15 protein-coding genes are annotated in these 15,424 nt (G+C 65.3%); 7 read left to right on the plus strand and 8 right to left on the minus strand.

From position 1 onward, the window contains the following. Window positions 1–34: 34 nt before the first annotated feature. Together GGD90_RS09785 and GGD90_RS09790 are read left to right on the plus strand one after the other, a co-directional pair. The gene (locus GGD90_RS09785) at window positions 35–1,450 is read left to right on the plus strand and encodes a PhoH family protein (protein ID WP_153116534.1); all 1,416 of its coding nucleotides are present in this window, start codon (window positions 35–37) and stop codon (window positions 1,448–1,450) included. Window positions 1,451–1,639: 189 nt separating this feature from the next. Beyond that, window positions 1,640–2,890 carry a transglutaminase-like domain-containing protein gene (locus tag GGD90_RS09790; RefSeq protein ID WP_153116533.1) on the plus strand — a complete coding sequence of 417 codons (1,251 nt, stop codon included), beginning with the start codon at window positions 1,640–1,642 and terminating at the stop codon, window positions 2,888–2,890. Window positions 2,891–2,947: 57 nt separating this feature from the next. On the opposite strand, the gene dnaB is transcribed toward GGD90_RS09790, so the two are convergent. From dnaB to GGD90_RS09820, 6 genes are all read right to left on the minus strand, one after another. Further along, on the minus strand, window positions 2,948–4,357 hold the full coding sequence (gene dnaB, locus GGD90_RS09795) for a replicative DNA helicase (RefSeq protein ID WP_153116532.1): 1,410 nt from the start codon (window positions 4,355–4,357) through the stop codon (window positions 2,948–2,950). Window positions 4,358–4,527: 170 nt separating this feature from the next. Further along, window positions 4,528–4,974 (minus strand): 50S ribosomal protein L9, encoded by a 447-nt coding sequence (rplI, locus tag GGD90_RS09800; RefSeq protein WP_153116531.1) that lies wholly within the window; start codon window positions 4,972–4,974, stop codon window positions 4,528–4,530. Window positions 4,975–4,988: 14 nt separating this feature from the next. Further along, entirely contained in the window at window positions 4,989–5,264 is a 276-nt protein-coding gene (rpsR, locus tag GGD90_RS09805) for a 30S ribosomal protein S18 (RefSeq protein WP_153116530.1), read from the minus strand. Continuing rightward, window positions 5,236–5,583 carry a primosomal replication protein N gene (priB, locus tag GGD90_RS09810; protein ID WP_267904058.1) on the minus strand — a complete coding sequence of 116 codons (348 nt, stop codon included), beginning with the start codon at window positions 5,581–5,583 and terminating at the stop codon, window positions 5,236–5,238. The genes rpsR and priB overlap by 29 nt, the downstream gene beginning before the upstream one ends. Then, a complete protein-coding gene (gene rpsF / locus GGD90_RS09815) occupies window positions 5,580–5,966 on the minus strand; it encodes a 30S ribosomal protein S6 (protein ID WP_153116529.1) in 387 nt (128 codons plus the stop codon). The genes priB and rpsF overlap by 4 nt, the downstream gene beginning before the upstream one ends. A gap of 152 nt (window positions 5,967–6,118) precedes the next feature. After that, window positions 6,119–7,060, minus strand: coding sequence for a CysB family HTH-type transcriptional regulator (locus tag GGD90_RS09820; RefSeq protein ID WP_153116528.1), 942 nt, complete (start codon window positions 7,058–7,060; stop codon window positions 6,119–6,121). 233 nt (window positions 7,061–7,293) lie between these two features. Here GGD90_RS09820 and GGD90_RS09825 point away from each other — a divergent pair, with 233 nt between their 5' ends. From GGD90_RS09825 to GGD90_RS09845, 5 genes are read left to right on the plus strand one after another with little or no spacing between them, the layout of a single operon-like run. Beyond that, on the plus strand, window positions 7,294–9,009 hold the full coding sequence (locus GGD90_RS09825; protein WP_153116527.1) for a nitrite/sulfite reductase: 1,716 nt from the start codon (window positions 7,294–7,296) through the stop codon (window positions 9,007–9,009). Further along, window positions 8,990–9,517 (plus strand): DUF934 domain-containing protein, encoded by a 528-nt coding sequence (locus GGD90_RS09830; RefSeq protein ID WP_153116526.1) that lies wholly within the window; start codon window positions 8,990–8,992, stop codon window positions 9,515–9,517. The genes GGD90_RS09825 and GGD90_RS09830 overlap by 20 nt, the downstream gene beginning before the upstream one ends. Continuing rightward, window positions 9,514–10,287, plus strand: coding sequence for a phosphoadenylyl-sulfate reductase (locus GGD90_RS09835; protein ID WP_153116525.1), 774 nt, complete (start codon window positions 9,514–9,516; stop codon window positions 10,285–10,287). Before GGD90_RS09830 ends, GGD90_RS09835 begins: the two co-directional genes overlap by 4 nt. Beyond that, window positions 10,284–11,216: a sulfate adenylyltransferase subunit CysD gene (gene cysD, locus GGD90_RS09840; RefSeq protein WP_153116524.1), complete on the plus strand. Its 933-nt coding sequence runs from the start codon at window positions 10,284–10,286 to the stop codon at window positions 11,214–11,216. The genes GGD90_RS09835 and cysD overlap by 4 nt, the downstream gene beginning before the upstream one ends. After that, window positions 11,216–12,544, plus strand: coding sequence for a sulfate adenylyltransferase subunit 1 (locus GGD90_RS09845; RefSeq protein ID WP_153116523.1), 1,329 nt, complete (start codon window positions 11,216–11,218; stop codon window positions 12,542–12,544). The genes cysD and GGD90_RS09845 overlap by 1 nt, the downstream gene beginning before the upstream one ends. A gap of 106 nt (window positions 12,545–12,650) precedes the next feature. Here GGD90_RS09845 and GGD90_RS09850 read toward each other — a convergent pair whose 3' ends face one another. Together GGD90_RS09850 and rlmB are read right to left on the minus strand one after the other, a co-directional pair. Continuing rightward, window positions 12,651–14,582 (minus strand): methyl-accepting chemotaxis protein, encoded by a 1,932-nt coding sequence (locus tag GGD90_RS09850; RefSeq protein ID WP_153116522.1) that lies wholly within the window; start codon window positions 14,580–14,582, stop codon window positions 12,651–12,653. 90 nt (window positions 14,583–14,672) lie between these two features. Further along, a complete protein-coding gene (gene rlmB, locus GGD90_RS09855) occupies window positions 14,673–15,407 on the minus strand; it encodes a 23S rRNA (guanosine(2251)-2'-O)-methyltransferase RlmB (RefSeq protein WP_153116521.1) in 735 nt (244 codons plus the stop codon). Window positions 15,408–15,424: the final 17 nt, after the last annotated feature.

Below are 15,424 nucleotides of genomic sequence, written 5' to 3' on the forward strand. Positions count from 1 at the left end.
CCCGCACCTGAGCCCACCCTGCCGGAGATACTGAATGGCCCGCAAACGCGCCGCACGTTCCGAAGTCCCTGCCGTCAAGCTGTTCGTCCTCGACACCAACGTGCTGATGCACGATCCGACCAGCGTCTACCGCTTCGAGGAACACGATGTCTTCCTGCCGATCATGACGCTGGAAGAACTCGACAACAACAAGAAAGGCATGTCGGAAATCGCGCGCAATGCTCGCCAGATCACGCGCACGCTCGACGAAATCGTCAGCAGCACCGCAGAGGGTATCGAACTCGGCATTCCGCTCGCAGGCCCTTCGCGCGGGCTGGCCAGCGGCAGATTGTTCGTGCAGACCGAAGCCATCGCCGGCGAGCTGCCGGCGGGCCTGCCGACGGCCAAAGCCGACAACCAGATCCTCGCCGTCGTCATCCACTTGCAGCAGCGTCATCCCGGGCGCCCGGTGATCCTGGTGTCCAAGGACATCAACATGCGCATCAAGGCACGCGCGCTCGGCCTTGAGGCACAGGACTATTTCAACGACAAGGTGCTCGAGGACACCGACCTGCTGTACACCGGCATGCGCGAGCTGCCCGTCGATTTCTGGGAAGCGCACGGCCCGGAGATGGAGTCGTGGAAAAAGGATGGACACACGCTGTACCGGCTGAAAGGTCCGCTCTGTTCGCAACTGCTGGTCAACGAATTCGTCTTCCAGGAAGGTTCACATCCGCTCTACGCGATCGTGCGCGAGGTGGTGGGCAAGAGTGCGCTGCTCGAAACGCTGACCGATTACACGCATCCGAAGAACAACGTCTGGGGAATCACCTCGCGCAACCGCGAGCAGAATTTCGCGCTCAACCTGCTGATGAACCCGGAAGTCGATTTCGTCACCCTGCTCGGCCAGGCCGGTACCGGCAAGACCTTGCTGACGCTCGCCGCCGGCCTGACGCAGGTGCTCGAAAGCAAGCTCTACTCGGAAATCATCATGACGCGGGTGACGGTCCCGGTCGGCGAGGACATCGGTTTTCTGCCCGGCACCGAGGAAGAAAAGATGGGGCCGTGGATGGGCGCGCTCGAAGACAATCTCGACGTGCTCAACAAGACCGATGACGAAGCCGGCGACTGGGGGCGTGCGGCGACGCGCGACCTGATTCGCAGCCGGATCAAGATCAAGTCGCTCAACTTCATGCGCGGGCGCACCTTCCTCAACAAGTTCCTGATCATCGACGAGGCGCAGAACCTGACGCCGAAGCAGATGAAAACGCTGATCACGCGCGCCGGTCCCGGCACCAAGGTGGTCTGTCTCGGCAACATCGCGCAGATCGACACGCCTTACCTCACCGAAGGCAGCTCCGGCCTGACCTACGTCGTCGATCGCTTCAAGGGCTGGGAGCATTCGGGCCATATCACGCTGCAACGCGGCGAGCGTTCCCGCCTCGCCGACCGCGCTGCCGAAGTGCTATGATCCGGGCCGGCCGGTTCCCCCGGCCGGCAATCGCGAACGACTGCCCACCACGCTTTTTGCCAGGTTTTCTGCCACGCTTTCCGCTTCAGCTTCTGCCACGCCGAACGCCGCACCTGCCGGCGCTGAACGTGCGCAAGGTGTCGCCAGCAGCGGCCGGTACGGGTGGTCGTGACGCTCGCTGGAGTGCTGATGAAACGACGCAGATTCCTCGCCGCAACGGCGATTTTCTCGCTGCTGGCCTCGACGCCGGCAGTCGCTGTCAACAAGGTAGCAGCCAGGAAACCCGCAGTACGCACCGCGCCAAAGACGACTGCCCGCCCCGGGCAGAAGCTTGCCTACAAGAACAACGCGCGCAAGTCACCGGCCAAGCCGCTTGCCGCCGGCAGTGAAGCGCAGCCCGTACGTACCGCGCTGACGCTGCCCGAAGAGCCACCCGAGCAGTGGCGAACTTACGAAATCACTTCGCAGATCAGCGTGCAGAAAGTGCGCGGACGCGTGCGCGTCTGGCTGCCGCTCGCGCAGTACAAGGATTCGGTCTGGCAGCGCTCGCTCGGCCACCGCTGGGACGGCAACTTCGAGACGGCCGGCATCTACCGCGACCCGACCGCGGAAATGGAAGTCTTCGTCGCCGAATGGAAAGAAGGCGTCGCCAACCCGCAGTTGCGCATGGTCAGCCAGGTAGCAACGCAGGACCGGCATTTCGACATCACGCGGCGCAACGTCGCTGCCGAACGCACCGCGGTGCTGCGCAGCTGTCTGCAGCCACTCAACGGCGTCAGCGAGGAAGCGCTGCGCCACCTCGCCGAGCGCGCCGTCGGCCGCGTCAAGGATCCGGTGGCGCAAGGCAAGGCGATCTACGACTGGGTCGTCGACAACACGGTGCGCGATCCGCTGGGCAGTGGCTGTGGCTCCGGCAACGTCGCGGCGATGATCGAAGGTGGCCGCTTCTCCGGCCGCAGCGCCGATATTGCACTGCTCTTCGTCGGCCTGTGTCGCTCGATCGGCATGCCGGCGCGGCCGGTCTTCGGCTTGCGGGTGGACAGTTCGCGGCTGTTTTCCAGTCTCGGCCGCAACGGCGAACTGGCGCAGGCACAGCACTGCCGCGCCGAGTTCTACGCACCGGGCTACGGCTGGATTCCGGTCGACCCGTCCGACGTGCGTACGGCGATCGCCGAGGAACACCTCGGCCCGGCCGACGCCAAGCTGGCAGTGCTGCGCAAGCTGCTTTTCGGCTTCTGGGAAATGAACTGGATCGGCTTCAACGCCGCACAGGACGTCAGCCTGCGCGATGCCTTCGGTGACACACCGCTGCCGCGCGGTGCCGGCGCCTCACTGCCCTTCCTCGTCTACCCGCAGGCCGAATCGGCCGACGGGCGCTTCTCCAGCCTCGATGGTGATCGCCTCGGCTACCGCGTCGCGACGCGCCGGATCAACGGTTAGGAACTGCAACCCGCAGCCGGGCGCTTGCGGCGTTCGCCTCGCGCCGGCTGCGACGCACTAGTAGCCGCCCTGATGGGCGAGGTTCTCGAAGCGCGTGTACTCGCCAAGGAAGGCGAGATTGACGGTGCCGATCGGGCCATTCCGCTGCTTGGCGATGATGATCTCGGCGATGCCCTTGTCCGGCGTGTCCTGGTTGTACACCTCGTCGCGGTAGATGAACATGATCACGTCGGCATCCTGCTCGATGGCGCCGGACTCGCGCAGGTCCGACATCACTGGCCGCTTGTTCGGGCGCTGTTCGAGTGAGCGGTTGAGCTGCGACAGCGCGATCACCGGTACCGAAAGCTCCTTGGCCAGGCCTTTCAGCGAACGCGAAATTTCGGAAATTTCGGTGGCGCGATTCTCGCCGGCCGAGGTAGACGACATCAGCTGCAGGTAGTCGATGACGATCAGGCCGAGGCTGCCGCACTGGCGGTGCAGGCGGCGCGCGCGCGCGCGCAGGTCGATCGGGTTCAAGGCTGGCGTCTCGTCGATGTACAGCGGCGCTTCGTGCATCTTGCCGATGGCCAGTGACAGGCGCGACCACTCGTCGTCATTCAGCCGCCCGGTACGCACGCGATGCGAATCGAGACGACCGACCGAGGCAAGCATGCGCATGGCCAGCTGCGCGCCGCCCATTTCCATCGAGAAGACCGCGACTGGCAGGCCGACCTCGATCGCCACGTGCTCGGCCATGTTCAGCGCCAGCGAAGTCTTGCCCATCGACGGCCGGCCGGCGACGATCAACAGATCGCCAGGCTGCAGGCCCGAGGTCTTGCCGTCGAGATCGTGGTAGCCGGTCGGCACGCCGGTGATATCGGAGGCGTTGTCGCGGTCGTGCAGTTCCTGGATGCGCTCGACCACCTGCGTCAGCAGCGGATTGATGTGCTGGAAGCCGCTCTGGTGGCGGAAGCCGCTCTCGGCAATGGCAAACACCTTGGCCTCGGCCTCGTCGAGCAGGGTCTTCGGGTCGCGGCCGAGCGGATTGAGCGCACTGCCGGCGATCTCGTCACCGGCAGTGACCAGTTGACGCAGGATGGCGCGCTCGCGAACGATTTCGGCGTAGCGGCGGATGTTCGACGCCGACGGCGTGTTCGCCGCCAGTTCGCCAAGGTAGGCGAGACCGCCGGTCTGCTCACCCTGACCGGCGGTCTCGAGTGCTTCGGCAACGGTCACCGCGTCGACCGGCTTGCCGCGCTCGAACAGCTTGCTGATCTGCCGCCAGATGCGGCGGTGCTCGTCGCGGTAGAAATCGCCTTCGGAAAGCAGGTCGGCGATGCGGTCCCACGCCGAATTGTCGAGCAGCAGGCCGCCGAGCACCGACTGCTCGGCCTCGAGCGAGTGCGGCGGCACGCGCAACTGGGCGATGGCAGGGTCTACAGCCGCATCCCGCGACTGCGCATTGAAGGACTTGAACGACTTGGCCATGAGCATCCGGACAGAAAAACGCCAGTGCCGGGCGCAGCGGGCGCAACGGCAGCGAAGATTGAAAAGCGCAGTTTAACGTGCGCTGCCGGCGCTGGCAGCAGGCAATGAAAAAGCCCTGCCGAAGCAGGGCTTTTTCTGGCGTTCAGTACGCTGGGTACCGAAAGCGCGACTTACTCGGCGACGACAGCAACCGTGACGGTGGCGATCACGTCGGTATGCAGCGAGACTTCCAGTTGCGTTTCGCTGACCGTCTTGATCGGGCCGGCCGGCATGCGGATCGCCGACTTTTCGACGGTGAAGCCGAGCACCTTCAGGCCATCGGCGACGTCGTAGTTGGTCACCGAGCCGAACAGACGGCCATCGACACCGGCCTTACGGGCGATGCGGACGATGGCGCCTTCGAGCTTCTCGCCTTCGGCCTGGGCCGCAGCCAGCTTTTCGCCAGCCAGACGCTCGAGTTCAGCGCGGCGGACTTCAAACTCGGCAAGCGCCTTCGGCGTCGCGCGGCGGGCCTTGCCCGTCGGAATCAGGAAATTACGGGCGTAGCCATCCTTGACCTTGACCAGATCGCCAAAGGCGCCGAGGTTGACGACCTTCTCCAGCAGAATAATTTGCATCGTCTTTCCCCCTGTTACTGATGGTTGTCGGTGTAGGGCAGCAGCGCCAGGAAGCGCGCACGCTTGATCGCCACCGACAGCTGACGCTGGTAGCCGGCCTTGGTGCCGGTCAGACGTGCAGGCATGATCTTGGCGTTTTCGGCGATGTATTCCTTGAACTGGTCAACATCCTTGTAGTCGATTTCCTCGACCTTCTCTGCGGTGAAGCGGCAGAACTTGCGGCGCTTGAACAGACCGCCGCCACGCTTCTTGCCGTTTTTGTCATCCTTCTTCTTGAAGAACCTGGCCATTTTGCTTTCCTTCTACAAATTCGATCGTGTGTATGTGCAATCTCAACTGCTTGCCGTTGGCGCTGCGTGCGGCGAGAAATCCGCTCAGGCGGACCGTCGCTCCCGTTGGCGCCGCCTGTATCCAGCGCGCTACGGGCCCCAGGCCGATGGCCTGGACTTCACACTCGACACGCCGTGGCACGTCCGCTTCGATCTGCTCCGACTGATGCCTGATCAGGCACTCACTCACCGGCACACCGGCCGGGGTGAAGCGGAGGGCCTTGCGTTCGACGAGAACGCCGGCCAGATCGACGCGATTCAGCGAGTCTCCCGAGTTCAGGCTGCCGGTTGCTCGGTGGCTTCCACCTTGGCCTCGGCCTTCGGTTCGAGCAGCGAGCGCGCCTTTTCTTCCTTCATCATCGGCGAAGGCGTGCTGATGGCCTTCTTCGTCTTGATGGTGAGGTGGCGGAGAACGGCGTCGTTGAACTTGAAGGCATGCTCGAGTTCGGCCAGCGTTTCGCCGTCGCACTCGATGTTCATCAGCACGTAGTGCGCCTTGTGCAGCTTCTGGATCGGGTAGGCCAGTTGACGACGGCCCCAGTCTTCCAGGCGGTGGATCTGGCCGTTGCGAGTGGTGACGAGCGAGCGATAACGCTCGACCATCGCCGGGACCTGCTCGCTCTGGTCCGGATGCACGATGAAAACGATTTCGTAATGACGCATGAACACTCCTTATGGCAAAAACCCCCCGCCATGCGAACGGTGGGGCAAGGTGGAAAAGCCGGCGATTATAGCGGTTTACCGCGCCCTTGTTCAACAAAGTGCGCGGCAAGTCTGCTGGGCGTAGCGCAAACCTCTGGCAAACAGCGAAAAAGCTACAGCTGGTACTCTTCGCCGCCGCCGGCCATCGCCATGTCGACCGCGTGCCGTGGCAGGTGCGGTGCAAACAGCTCGATGAAATCATAGTCATAGCGGCGCAGGCGGACACCACGACGCAAGCCGAGACGCGTGGTATTGGCGCCGAACAGGTGTTCGGCGTCGAGCGCGCCGATTCCAGCATCGCGCACCGGGTCATAAGCCATGCTGGCGATGATGCCGATACCGAGGCCAAGACCGACGTAGGTCTTGATCACGTCGGCGTCGATCGCCGTCAGCATGATCGTCGGCGTCAGTTGCATGCGCTCAAAAGCCTGGTTGATGCGCGAACGACCGGAGAAGGCCGGATCGTAGGTGATCAGCGGCCAGCGCGCCAGCGACGCCAGCGTCAGGCTGCCCTCGGCGAGCAGCGGGTGGCCGGACGGGGCGATCACGCAGTGCGACCACTGATGGCAGGGCAAGCCAACCAGCTGCGGATAATGGTCAAGTGCTTCGGTAGCGATGGCGATGTCGGCCTCGCCCTTTTCGGTCCATTCGGCGATCTGCGTCGGGCTACCCTGGCGCATCGACAGGCGCACTGAGGGATGCCGGTCGACGAACTGCTTGACCACCAGCGGCAAGGCATAGCGCGCCTGCGTATGCGTCGTCGCCACGACCAGGCTGCCGCTGCCGCCGCCGGTATATTCCTCGCCGACGCGCTTGATGTTCTCGGCTTCGCGCAGCATGCGGCCGGCAATCTCGACGACCTCACGTCCAGGCTCGGTAATCCCGGTCAGACGCTTGCCGCTGCGCTCGAAAATGATGATGCCCAGTTCGTCCTCAAGTAGCTTGATCTGCTTGGAAACGCCCGGCTGCGAGGTATAGAGTGCCTCGGCAGCTTCCGAAACATGCAGCCCGCGACGGGCGACTTCGACGAGGTAACGCAATTGTTGAAGTTTCATCGGTGCACCTGGGCAGAGGCCAAACGGCGAAGCGGCGGAAATCCGGCGAATTAATAACAGAGAGTTATAACAATCTAACTGAACAGTCTTTTTGGATCAATAGTGCACTGCTACGATGCCGCCAGTTCGGAGCTTGCCGTAAGTTTCGCCTTCCCGTCACACCTTACACTCCGGCCGTCGCCCGCACAGAAGATCGTGCCGGCAGCGACTCCGGCCGAAACGGAAAACCCACGATGTATCGCTACGATACCAAGGACCAGCGCCTGATCGACGAGCGCGCCGCCCAGTTTGCCGACCAGATGGCGCGCCATGCCGCCGGCGAACTGTCGGCCGACGAGCTGCGCCCGCTGCGCCTGCAGAACGGCCTGTATATCCAGCGCCACGGACCGATGCTGCGCATCGCCATCCCGTACGGCTTGCTGTCGGCGGCGCAGCTGCGCAAGCTCGCCGACATCACGCGCCGCTACGATCGCGGCTACGGCCACTTCACGACGCGGCAGAACCTGCAGCTCAATTGGCCGAAATTCGAGGAGACGCCGGCGATTATCGGCGAACTGGCCGGCGTGCAGATGCACGCCATCCAGACCTCGGGCAACTGCGTGCGCAACGTCACCTCAGATCACTTTGCCGGCATCGCGCCGGACGAGATCGCCGACCCGCGCCCCTACTGCGAGATCATCCGCCAGTGGTCGACCATCCACCCGGAGTTCGCCTTCCTGCCGCGCAAGTTCAAGATTGCCGTCAACGCCGCCGGCACCGACCGGGCGCTGATCCGCGCGCACGACATCGGTCTTGAAGTGGTTCGCGGCGAAGATGGCGAGTTCGGCCTGCGCGTTTTCGTCGGCGGCGGCCTCGGGCGGACACCGATCATCGGCAAACTGCTCGTTGATTTCCTGCCGCGCCGGCACCTGCTTTCGTACCTCGACGCGGTGCTGCGCGTCTATAACCGCCACGGCCGCCGCGACAACATGTACAAGGCGCGCATCAAGATTCTCGTGCAGGCGCTGGGTGTCGACGAATTCCGCCGTCAGGTCGAAGACGAATGGGCGCTGTACCGCGACGGGCCATTGACGCTGACCGACGAGGAATTCGCGCGCGTCGCCGCCGACTTTGCGCCGCCGGCCTATGCCATGGTCAGCGATGTCGCTGGCGAACGCGCCGCGCTCGACCGGCTCGCCGCCAGCGAACCCGGTTTCGCACGCTGGTTGTCGCGTAACGTGCATGCGCACAAGGTTGCCGGCTACGCCGCCGTCACCCTGTCGTTGAAGAAGACCGGTGTCGCCCCCGGCGACATCACGGCCGAGCAGATGGATGCCGTCGCCGATCTCGCCGAGCGTTTCAGCTTCGGCGAACTGCGCAGCAGCCACGAACAGAATCTGGTTCTCGCCGACGTGCGCCTGAGCGATCTGCCCGAAGTCTGGCGGATCAGCGCCGCCGCCGGGCTGGCGACGCCGAACATCGGCCTGCTCACCGACATCATCTGCTGCCCCGGCGGCGACCTCTGCTCGCTCGCCAACGCGCGCTCGGTGCCGGTTGCCGAGGCAGTGCAGCAGCGCTTTGCCGATGCCGACGCGCTCGACAAGCTCGGCAAGCTGTCGCTCAACATCTCCGGCTGCATGAACTCCTGCGGCCATCACCACCTTGCCGACATCGGCATCCTCGGCGTCGACAAAAACGGCGAGGAGTGGTACCAGATCACGCTCGGTGGCCGCCAGGGCAATGCGGCGACGATCGGCAGCGTCATCGGCCCGTCCTTCCGCGCCGACGAGGTGCCGGAAGTGGTCGAGGCGCTGGTCGCGGTGCACCAGGAAAACGCGGCCCCTGGTGAGCTTTTCGCCGACAGCCTCGCGCGCATCGGTAGCACCCCCTTCCGCGAGCGCGCCTACGCCGGGCGCGGTCGCCACATCCCAGAGAAAAGGAAAGCCGCCGATGGCGCGGATCATTCGTAATTCCCGCGTCGAGGACGACGCCTGGACACTGCTGCCCAAGATCGACGCCGCTGCCGACGCAGCGCAAACGCCGCCCGCCGGCCCGCTGCTGCTACCGCTTGACGTATGGCTGGCGCAACGCGAACAACTGCTGGCGCGTGGGGAAGCGCTCGGCGTCTGGCTCGACGCCGCTGACGACCCGGCGGCAATCGCCGCCGACCTCGAACACTTCACACTCCTCGCGGTGAACTTCCCGAAATTCACCGACGGCCGCGGCTACAGCATCGCGCGCACGCTGCGCGAACGTTACGGCTATCGGGGCGAACTGCGCGCCATCGGCGACGTGTTGCACGACCAGCTGTACCTGCTGCGTCGCTGCGGCTTCGACGCTTTCGCCTTGCGTGCCGACAAGGATGCCGAGCGCGCGCTGGCAGGCCTGACGGCCTTCAGCGACAGCTATCAGGGCGCCGTCGAGCAGCCGCTGCCGCTGTTCCGCCGCCGCCCGGCGCAACCGGGAGAAGCGGTATGAAGCGTCCCGACTATCGCGGCGACGCCGAACTCGTCGCCCGCGTCGACCAGCGCAGTGCCGAAGCGCTCGCGCTGCTGCGCGAGATCGCGCATGACTTCGCCCCTGCCGTCTTCGCCAGCAGCCTCGGCGTCGAGGACATGGTGCTGACCGACCTGATCGCGCGCGAGCAACTGCCGATCGGCATCTTCACGCTCGACACCGGCCGCCTGCCCGAGGAAACCTACACCCTGCTCGACACCACGCGCCGCCATTTCGGCCTGCCGGTGGCGGTGCATTTCCCGCAGCGCGAGGCACTCGAAGCCTGGGTCGACGAGCATGGCATCAACGCCTTCTACGACTCGGTCGAGCAGCGCCGCGCCTGCTGCCGGCTGCGCAAGGTCGAACCGCTCGGCCGCGCGCTCGCCGGCGCCAAGGCGTGGATCACTGGCCAGCGCGCCGAACAGTCGGTAACGCGCGCCGGACTCGCGCTGCGTGAGGAAGACGCCGCGCACGGCATCGCCAAGTTCAACCCGCTCACCGCGTGGAGCGAGCGCGAGGTGTGGGCCTACGTGCAGCTGCACGAAGTGCCGTACAACGCGCTGCACGACCGCTTTTACCCGAGCATCGGCTGTGCGCCATGCACGCGCGCCGTCAGCGCCGGCGAGGACGTTCGCGCCGGCCGCTGGTGGTGGGAAAATGCCGAGGTGCGCGAGTGCGGACTGCACCCCGGCTCGCATGCAGCCAGCTCAGCCGACGTCTCCCCGATCAGCCCAGGAAACAAGACCCGATGAATTCCCCTGTATCGCCCACCGCGGCCGCCGGCAGCGAGCTGTCGCACCTCGACTGGCTCGAAGCCGAAGCCATCCACATCATGCGTGAGGTTGCCGGCCAGTGCAGCCGGCCGGCGCTGCTCTTCTCCGGCGGCAAGGACTCGATCTGCCTGTTGCGCCTCGCCGAAAAGGCGTTCCGCCCCGGCCGCTTTCCCTTCCCGCTGCTGCATATCGACACCGGCCACAACTATCCCGAGGTGATCGACTTTCGCGACCGCCGCGCCGCCGAGATCGGCGAACGGCTGATCGTGCGTTCTGTCGAGGATTCGATGGCGCGCGGTACCGTCGTGCTGCGCACACCAGGCGAATCGCGCAACAAGCACCAGTCGGTGACGCTGCTCGAAGCGATCGAGGAGCACGGCTTCGACGCCTGCATCGGCGGCGCGCGGCGCGACGAGGAAAAGGCGCGCGCCAAGGAGCGCATCTTTTCCTTCCGCGACGAATTCGGTCAGTGGGATCCGAAGAACCAGCGCCCGGAACTATGGAACCTGTACAACGCGCGTATCACCCGCGGCGAGAACATGCGCGTCTTCCCGATCTCGAACTGGACAGAGCTCGACGTCTGGCAGTACATCGAACGCGAAGGCCTTGAGCTGCCTTCGATCTACTTCGCGCACCGCCGCCCGGTGGTGCGCCGCAACGGCCTGCTGGCGCCGGTGACACCGGTGACGCCGGTGCAGCCCGGCGACGTCGTCGAGGACCTGCAGGTGCGTTTCCGCACCGTCGGCGACATCACCTGCACGGCGCCGGTCGAATCGGCTGCCGTCAGCATCGCCGAGATCATCGAGGAAACGGCGATCACCACGGTCAGCGAACGCGGCGCAACGCGCCTTGACGATCAGACCTCGGAAGCGTCGATGGAACAACGCAAGAAGGAAGGTTATTTCTGATGTCAGCGATCGAACATCTGCCTACGGCCGGCACGCCCGCGGCGCCCGAAGACCACGGCCTGCTGCGCTTTCTCACCTGCGGCAGCGTCGATGACGGCAAGAGCACGCTGATCGGCCGCCTGCTCTACGACTCGCGCACCATCCTCGCCGACACGCTGCACGCGATCGAGCGCACCTCGCAGAAGCGCGGACTGTCGGCCGTCGACCTGTCGCTGCTTACCGACGGCCTGCAGGCCGAGCGCGAACAGGGAATCACCATCGACGTCGCCTACCGCTACTTCAGCACCGGCACGCGCAAGTACATCATCGCCGACGCGCCGGGGCACGAGCAGTACACGCGCAACATGGTCACCGCCGCGTCGACCGCCGATCTGGCGATCATCCTCATCGACGCGCGTCGTGGCGTGCTGACGCAGACGCGCCGGCATTCGTATCTGGCCAAGCTGATGAACATTCCGCGGCTGGTCGTCGCGGTGAACAAGATGGACCTCGTCGATCACGCGCAGGCGCGCTTCGACGAGATCCGCGCTGACTACGAGGCTTTCGCCAGCCAGCTCGACATCGAAGTGCGCTTCATCCCGATCTCGGCGCTGAACGGCGACATGATCGTCGACCGCGGCGATAATCTCGGCTGGTACGAAGGTCCGACGCTGCTCGAACTGCTCGAAGCCGCGCCCGCCGCCGGCGCCCTGCGGCGCGACCGCGAGAACGCAGCGCTACGCTTCCCGGTGCAGTATGTGTGCCGGCCGCAGGACTCGGCCAACCCCGAACTGCACGATTTCCGCGGCTTCATGGGACGCATCGAAGCCGGCCGCGTCGCCGTCGGCGACCGGGTGGTGGTGCTGCCGTCGGAGCGCGAAACGCGGGTCCGCGAAATCCGCCTGCACGAGTCCGGCCCGGCCGGCGACGGCAAGCTGCCATTCGCGGTGACCGGCCAGTCGGTGACGCTGCTGCTCGAAGACGACATCGACGTCTCGCGCGGTGACAGCATCGTCGGCAGCGAACAATTGCCGACCGTCACCCGGCGCATCGAAGCAATGCTCTGCTGGCTGTCGGAATCGCCGCTCGATCCGCGACGCAAGTACCTGATCCGGCACACCACGCGCGAAAGCAAGGCGCTGCTCGACGGCATCGACTACCGCGTCGACATCAACAGCCTCGAACACCAGCCGGCCGAACAGCTGGCGATGAACGACATCGCGCGCGTCGCCTTCCGCCTGGCGCAGCCGCTGGCGGTCGACGCCTACGCCGACGAGCGTGCCACCGGCGCTTTCATCGTCATTGACGAAGCCAGCAACAACACCGTCGGCGCCGGCATGATCGTCTGACGGCCGCCCAGACAGTCGCCAAGCCGCCCTGCAAACTGAAACGCCCTCCCGGCTGCCGGCCGGGAGGGCTTTTTCCTTGCGCCGCGGGATACGCGCAGCTTGCCCCCTAGACGCGGAAAGTATCAGCGGCGACGCGCAGTTCGCCCGCCAGTTCATGCAGGCGACGCACTTCCTCGGTGACGCCGTGCACGGCCGCGGTGTTTTCGTCGTTCATGTTCGCCACCTGTTCGACGCTGCGCGCGATCAGTTCGGCCGCCATGCTCTGTTCCTTGAGCGAGCTCGAAATCTCGCCGACCGCATGCACGACCGATTCGGTCGCCTCGCGAATGCGCGTCATGCCGACGCCAGCGGCTTCCGCGCGCTCGACGCTGCTGTTGACGCGAACCGCACCGTCTTCGATACCGACGATCGCCGCCTGCGTATTGCGCTGGATGTCGCTGATCATGCCGGCGATCTCCTGCGTCGATAGTGCCGTGCGCTCGGCCAGTTTGCGCACTTCGTCGGCAACGACGGCAAAACCGCGCCCCTGTTCGCCGGCACGCGCCGCTTCGATGGCCGCGTTGAGCGCGAGCAGATTGGTCTGGTCGGCGATTTCCTTGATCACCTGAACGATCTCGGTGACGCGTTGCGAATCGCGGCCGAGTTGCTCGACGGTCTTTGCCGACTGATTGACGACCTCGGCACTCTGCCGCATCTCGCGCACTGCCTCGCCGACGATGACGTCGCCTTCGCCGGCCAGCGTGCCGGCGCTGCCGGCCATCTGATCGACCGTATTCGCACCGTCGGAAACCTGGCGGATGCTGACGGTGATTTCTTCAAGGGTGGCCGCGATCGTCGACGTCGCGTCGTTCTGCTGCGCGCTGCCCTGCGACACGCGCTCGGCCATCTGCACCAGCGCTTCGGCAGCGTCGTCGAGCGCGCCGACGCTGCCGTGAATGCTGCCGACGATGCCGCGCAGGCTGTCCTGCATGCGTGCAATTGCCGCCATCATGCTGCTGGCGTCGCCGCGCTGCAGCGGAATCGCCTCGCGCAAGTCGCCGGCAGCGATGCGCGCCGCCGCCGCGCTCGCCGCATCGGGCTCGCCACCGAGCGGCTTGAGCACCAGTCGGCGCAGCAGGAAGATCAGCAGGCCGATCAGCAACAGACAGGCGGCGACACCGACGCCGATGATCGCGAACATGCGACCGTTGGCAATCCGCGCCACTTCGGCCTCGGGATACGCCGCGACGATGACGAATCCCCATGCCGCGAATTCGGTTTTTTCTACAACCCAGCCGGCGCCGTCCTTGAGCAGGGCTTCGACCGATTCGTCGGTGACATGGCCTGAACGGAAGCGAACCTTGCCCTTGCCGTCGATGATCGCGATGAAGCCGGTTTCGAGCAGCCGACCGCTTTCGACCACCGCTTTCAGCGGCGCCAGATCGAGCTTGTAACCGACGTACCAGATGCCGATCGTCTGCCCGGCAGCATCGCGGATCGGCTCGTAGCCGGTCAGGTAGGGATTGCCGAGGATGTCGACCTCGCCGTAGAAAGCCTTGCCTTCGCGGATCGCCGCCATGGCCTTGCCTTTCGGGTCGAGCACCGTACCGGTGGCGCGCTCGTTGTCCTTCTTGACGTTGGTCGAGATGCGTACGAAATCTTCGCCACTCCTGACGAAGAGCGTCGCCGTGCCGCCGCCGATGGCGGTGACGCCGTCAACCAGTTCGAAGCGGTTGGCCTGGCCACGTCCGCCGAGCAGCAGATCGGGAACCGTCTTCTCGCCGACGCGCACCTCGCCGCCGAGCGACGGCGCACCCAAGGCCTGCCCGCGCTCGATCAGCAGGCGCATCGAGCTGCGCGTGCGGTCCATCACCAGCGCGTCGGTGACATCGAGCAACTGACTGACGCTGCGGCTTTGCTGCATCGCCTTGGCGGCGACGTCGCCTTCGATGCGCGAACGCTCGATGACCGAGAAAACAAAAGCGCTGCCGAGTACAGCCACCCCGACAAAAACCGAAACGGGTACGGCAAAGCGGGCCTGCAGGGTCTTCAGCCACATGATTCTCGGCCTCTCTTACACGGAATCGGCTATTTTCTCACATTTAACTTTTTTTGAGCCAAAGCAAGCGAGACTGATTCCTTGCTCAATTCAGCTGCGCCGGCGCCGCGCCTCGTAAAGACAGACACCGGCAGCAACCGAGACGTTGAGACTCGCCACCGAGCCGAGCAGCGGGATCGACACCAGCTGGTCGCAATTCTCGCGCGTCAGACGGCGCATGCCGTCGGCTTCGGCACCCAGCACCCAGGCCGTCGCCACCGGCCACTCGGCCGTGTAAAGGTCCTGCGTCGCCGCGGCGTCGGTGCCGATGACACAGATGTCGCGCTCCTTCAGCTCGCGCAGCGTGCGCGCGAGATTGGTGACGGCGATGTAGGGGACGGTTTCGGCGGCGCCGCTGGCGACCTTGATCGCCGTCTGCGTCAGACCGACAGCGCGGTCCTTCGGCGCGATCACCGCGTGCGCGCCGACGGCGTCGGCGACGCGCAGGCAGGCGCCGAGGTTGTGCGGATCCTGGATGCCGTCGAGCACCAGCAACAGCGGCGGCTCTTCCAGCGTGTCGAGCACATCATCGAGCGTCACATAGGGTGTGGCGGCGTCGACGTGGGCGACGACGCCCTGATGGCTGGCACCCGGCGCCATCGCCGCCAGCCGCGCGGCATCGACCGGCAGCAGGCGTACGCCAGCCACCTCGGCACGACGGATCAGGTCGCGCGCCCGCGCGTCAGCCCGGCCGGCGTCAAGATAGATTTCGCGGATCGAATCCGGCGCGTGGCGAAGCTTGGCAAGGATGGCGTGAAAGCCGTGGATCGGGCGAAACTGCGACATGAGCGAAACCCCTTCTG

This window comes from Rhodocyclus tenuis (assembly GCF_014197755.1).
Classification (GTDB): domain Bacteria; phylum Pseudomonadota; class Gammaproteobacteria; order Burkholderiales; family Rhodocyclaceae; genus Rhodocyclus; species Rhodocyclus tenuis.

Excerpts from the sequence above, each read along its gene's own strand:
- GGD90_RS09785 (WP_153116534.1), top strand. The coding sequence starts at position 35 with ATGGCCCGCAAACGCGCCGCACGTTCCGAAGTCCCTGCCGTCAAGCTG.
- GGD90_RS09790 (WP_153116533.1), top strand. The coding sequence starts at position 1,640 with ATGAAACGACGCAGATTCCTCGCCGCAACGGCGATTTTCTCGCTGCTG.
- dnaB (WP_153116532.1), bottom strand. The coding sequence starts at position 4,357 with ATGGCCAAGTCGTTCAAGTCCTTCAATGCGCAGTCGCGGGATGCGGCT.
- rplI (WP_153116531.1), bottom strand. The coding sequence starts at position 4,974 with ATGCAAATTATTCTGCTGGAGAAGGTCGTCAACCTCGGCGCCTTTGGC.
- rpsR (WP_153116530.1), bottom strand. The coding sequence starts at position 5,264 with ATGGCCAGGTTCTTCAAGAAGAAGGATGACAAAAACGGCAAGAAGCGT.
- rpsF (WP_153116529.1), bottom strand. The coding sequence starts at position 5,966 with ATGCGTCATTACGAAATCGTTTTCATCGTGCATCCGGACCAGAGCGAG.
- GGD90_RS09820 (WP_153116528.1), bottom strand. The coding sequence starts at position 7,060 with ATGAAACTTCAACAATTGCGTTACCTCGTCGAAGTCGCCCGTCGCGGG.
- GGD90_RS09825 (WP_153116527.1), top strand. The coding sequence starts at position 7,294 with ATGTATCGCTACGATACCAAGGACCAGCGCCTGATCGACGAGCGCGCC.
- GGD90_RS09830 (WP_153116526.1), top strand. The coding sequence starts at position 8,990 with ATGGCGCGGATCATTCGTAATTCCCGCGTCGAGGACGACGCCTGGACA.
- GGD90_RS09835 (WP_153116525.1), top strand. The coding sequence starts at position 9,514 with ATGAAGCGTCCCGACTATCGCGGCGACGCCGAACTCGTCGCCCGCGTC.
- cysD (WP_153116524.1), top strand. The coding sequence starts at position 10,284 with ATGAATTCCCCTGTATCGCCCACCGCGGCCGCCGGCAGCGAGCTGTCG.
- GGD90_RS09845 (WP_153116523.1), top strand. The coding sequence starts at position 11,216 with ATGTCAGCGATCGAACATCTGCCTACGGCCGGCACGCCCGCGGCGCCC.
- GGD90_RS09850 (WP_153116522.1), bottom strand. The coding sequence starts at position 14,582 with ATGTGGCTGAAGACCCTGCAGGCCCGCTTTGCCGTACCCGTTTCGGTT.
- rlmB (WP_153116521.1), bottom strand. The coding sequence starts at position 15,407 with ATGTCGCAGTTTCGCCCGATCCACGGCTTTCACGCCATCCTTGCCAAG.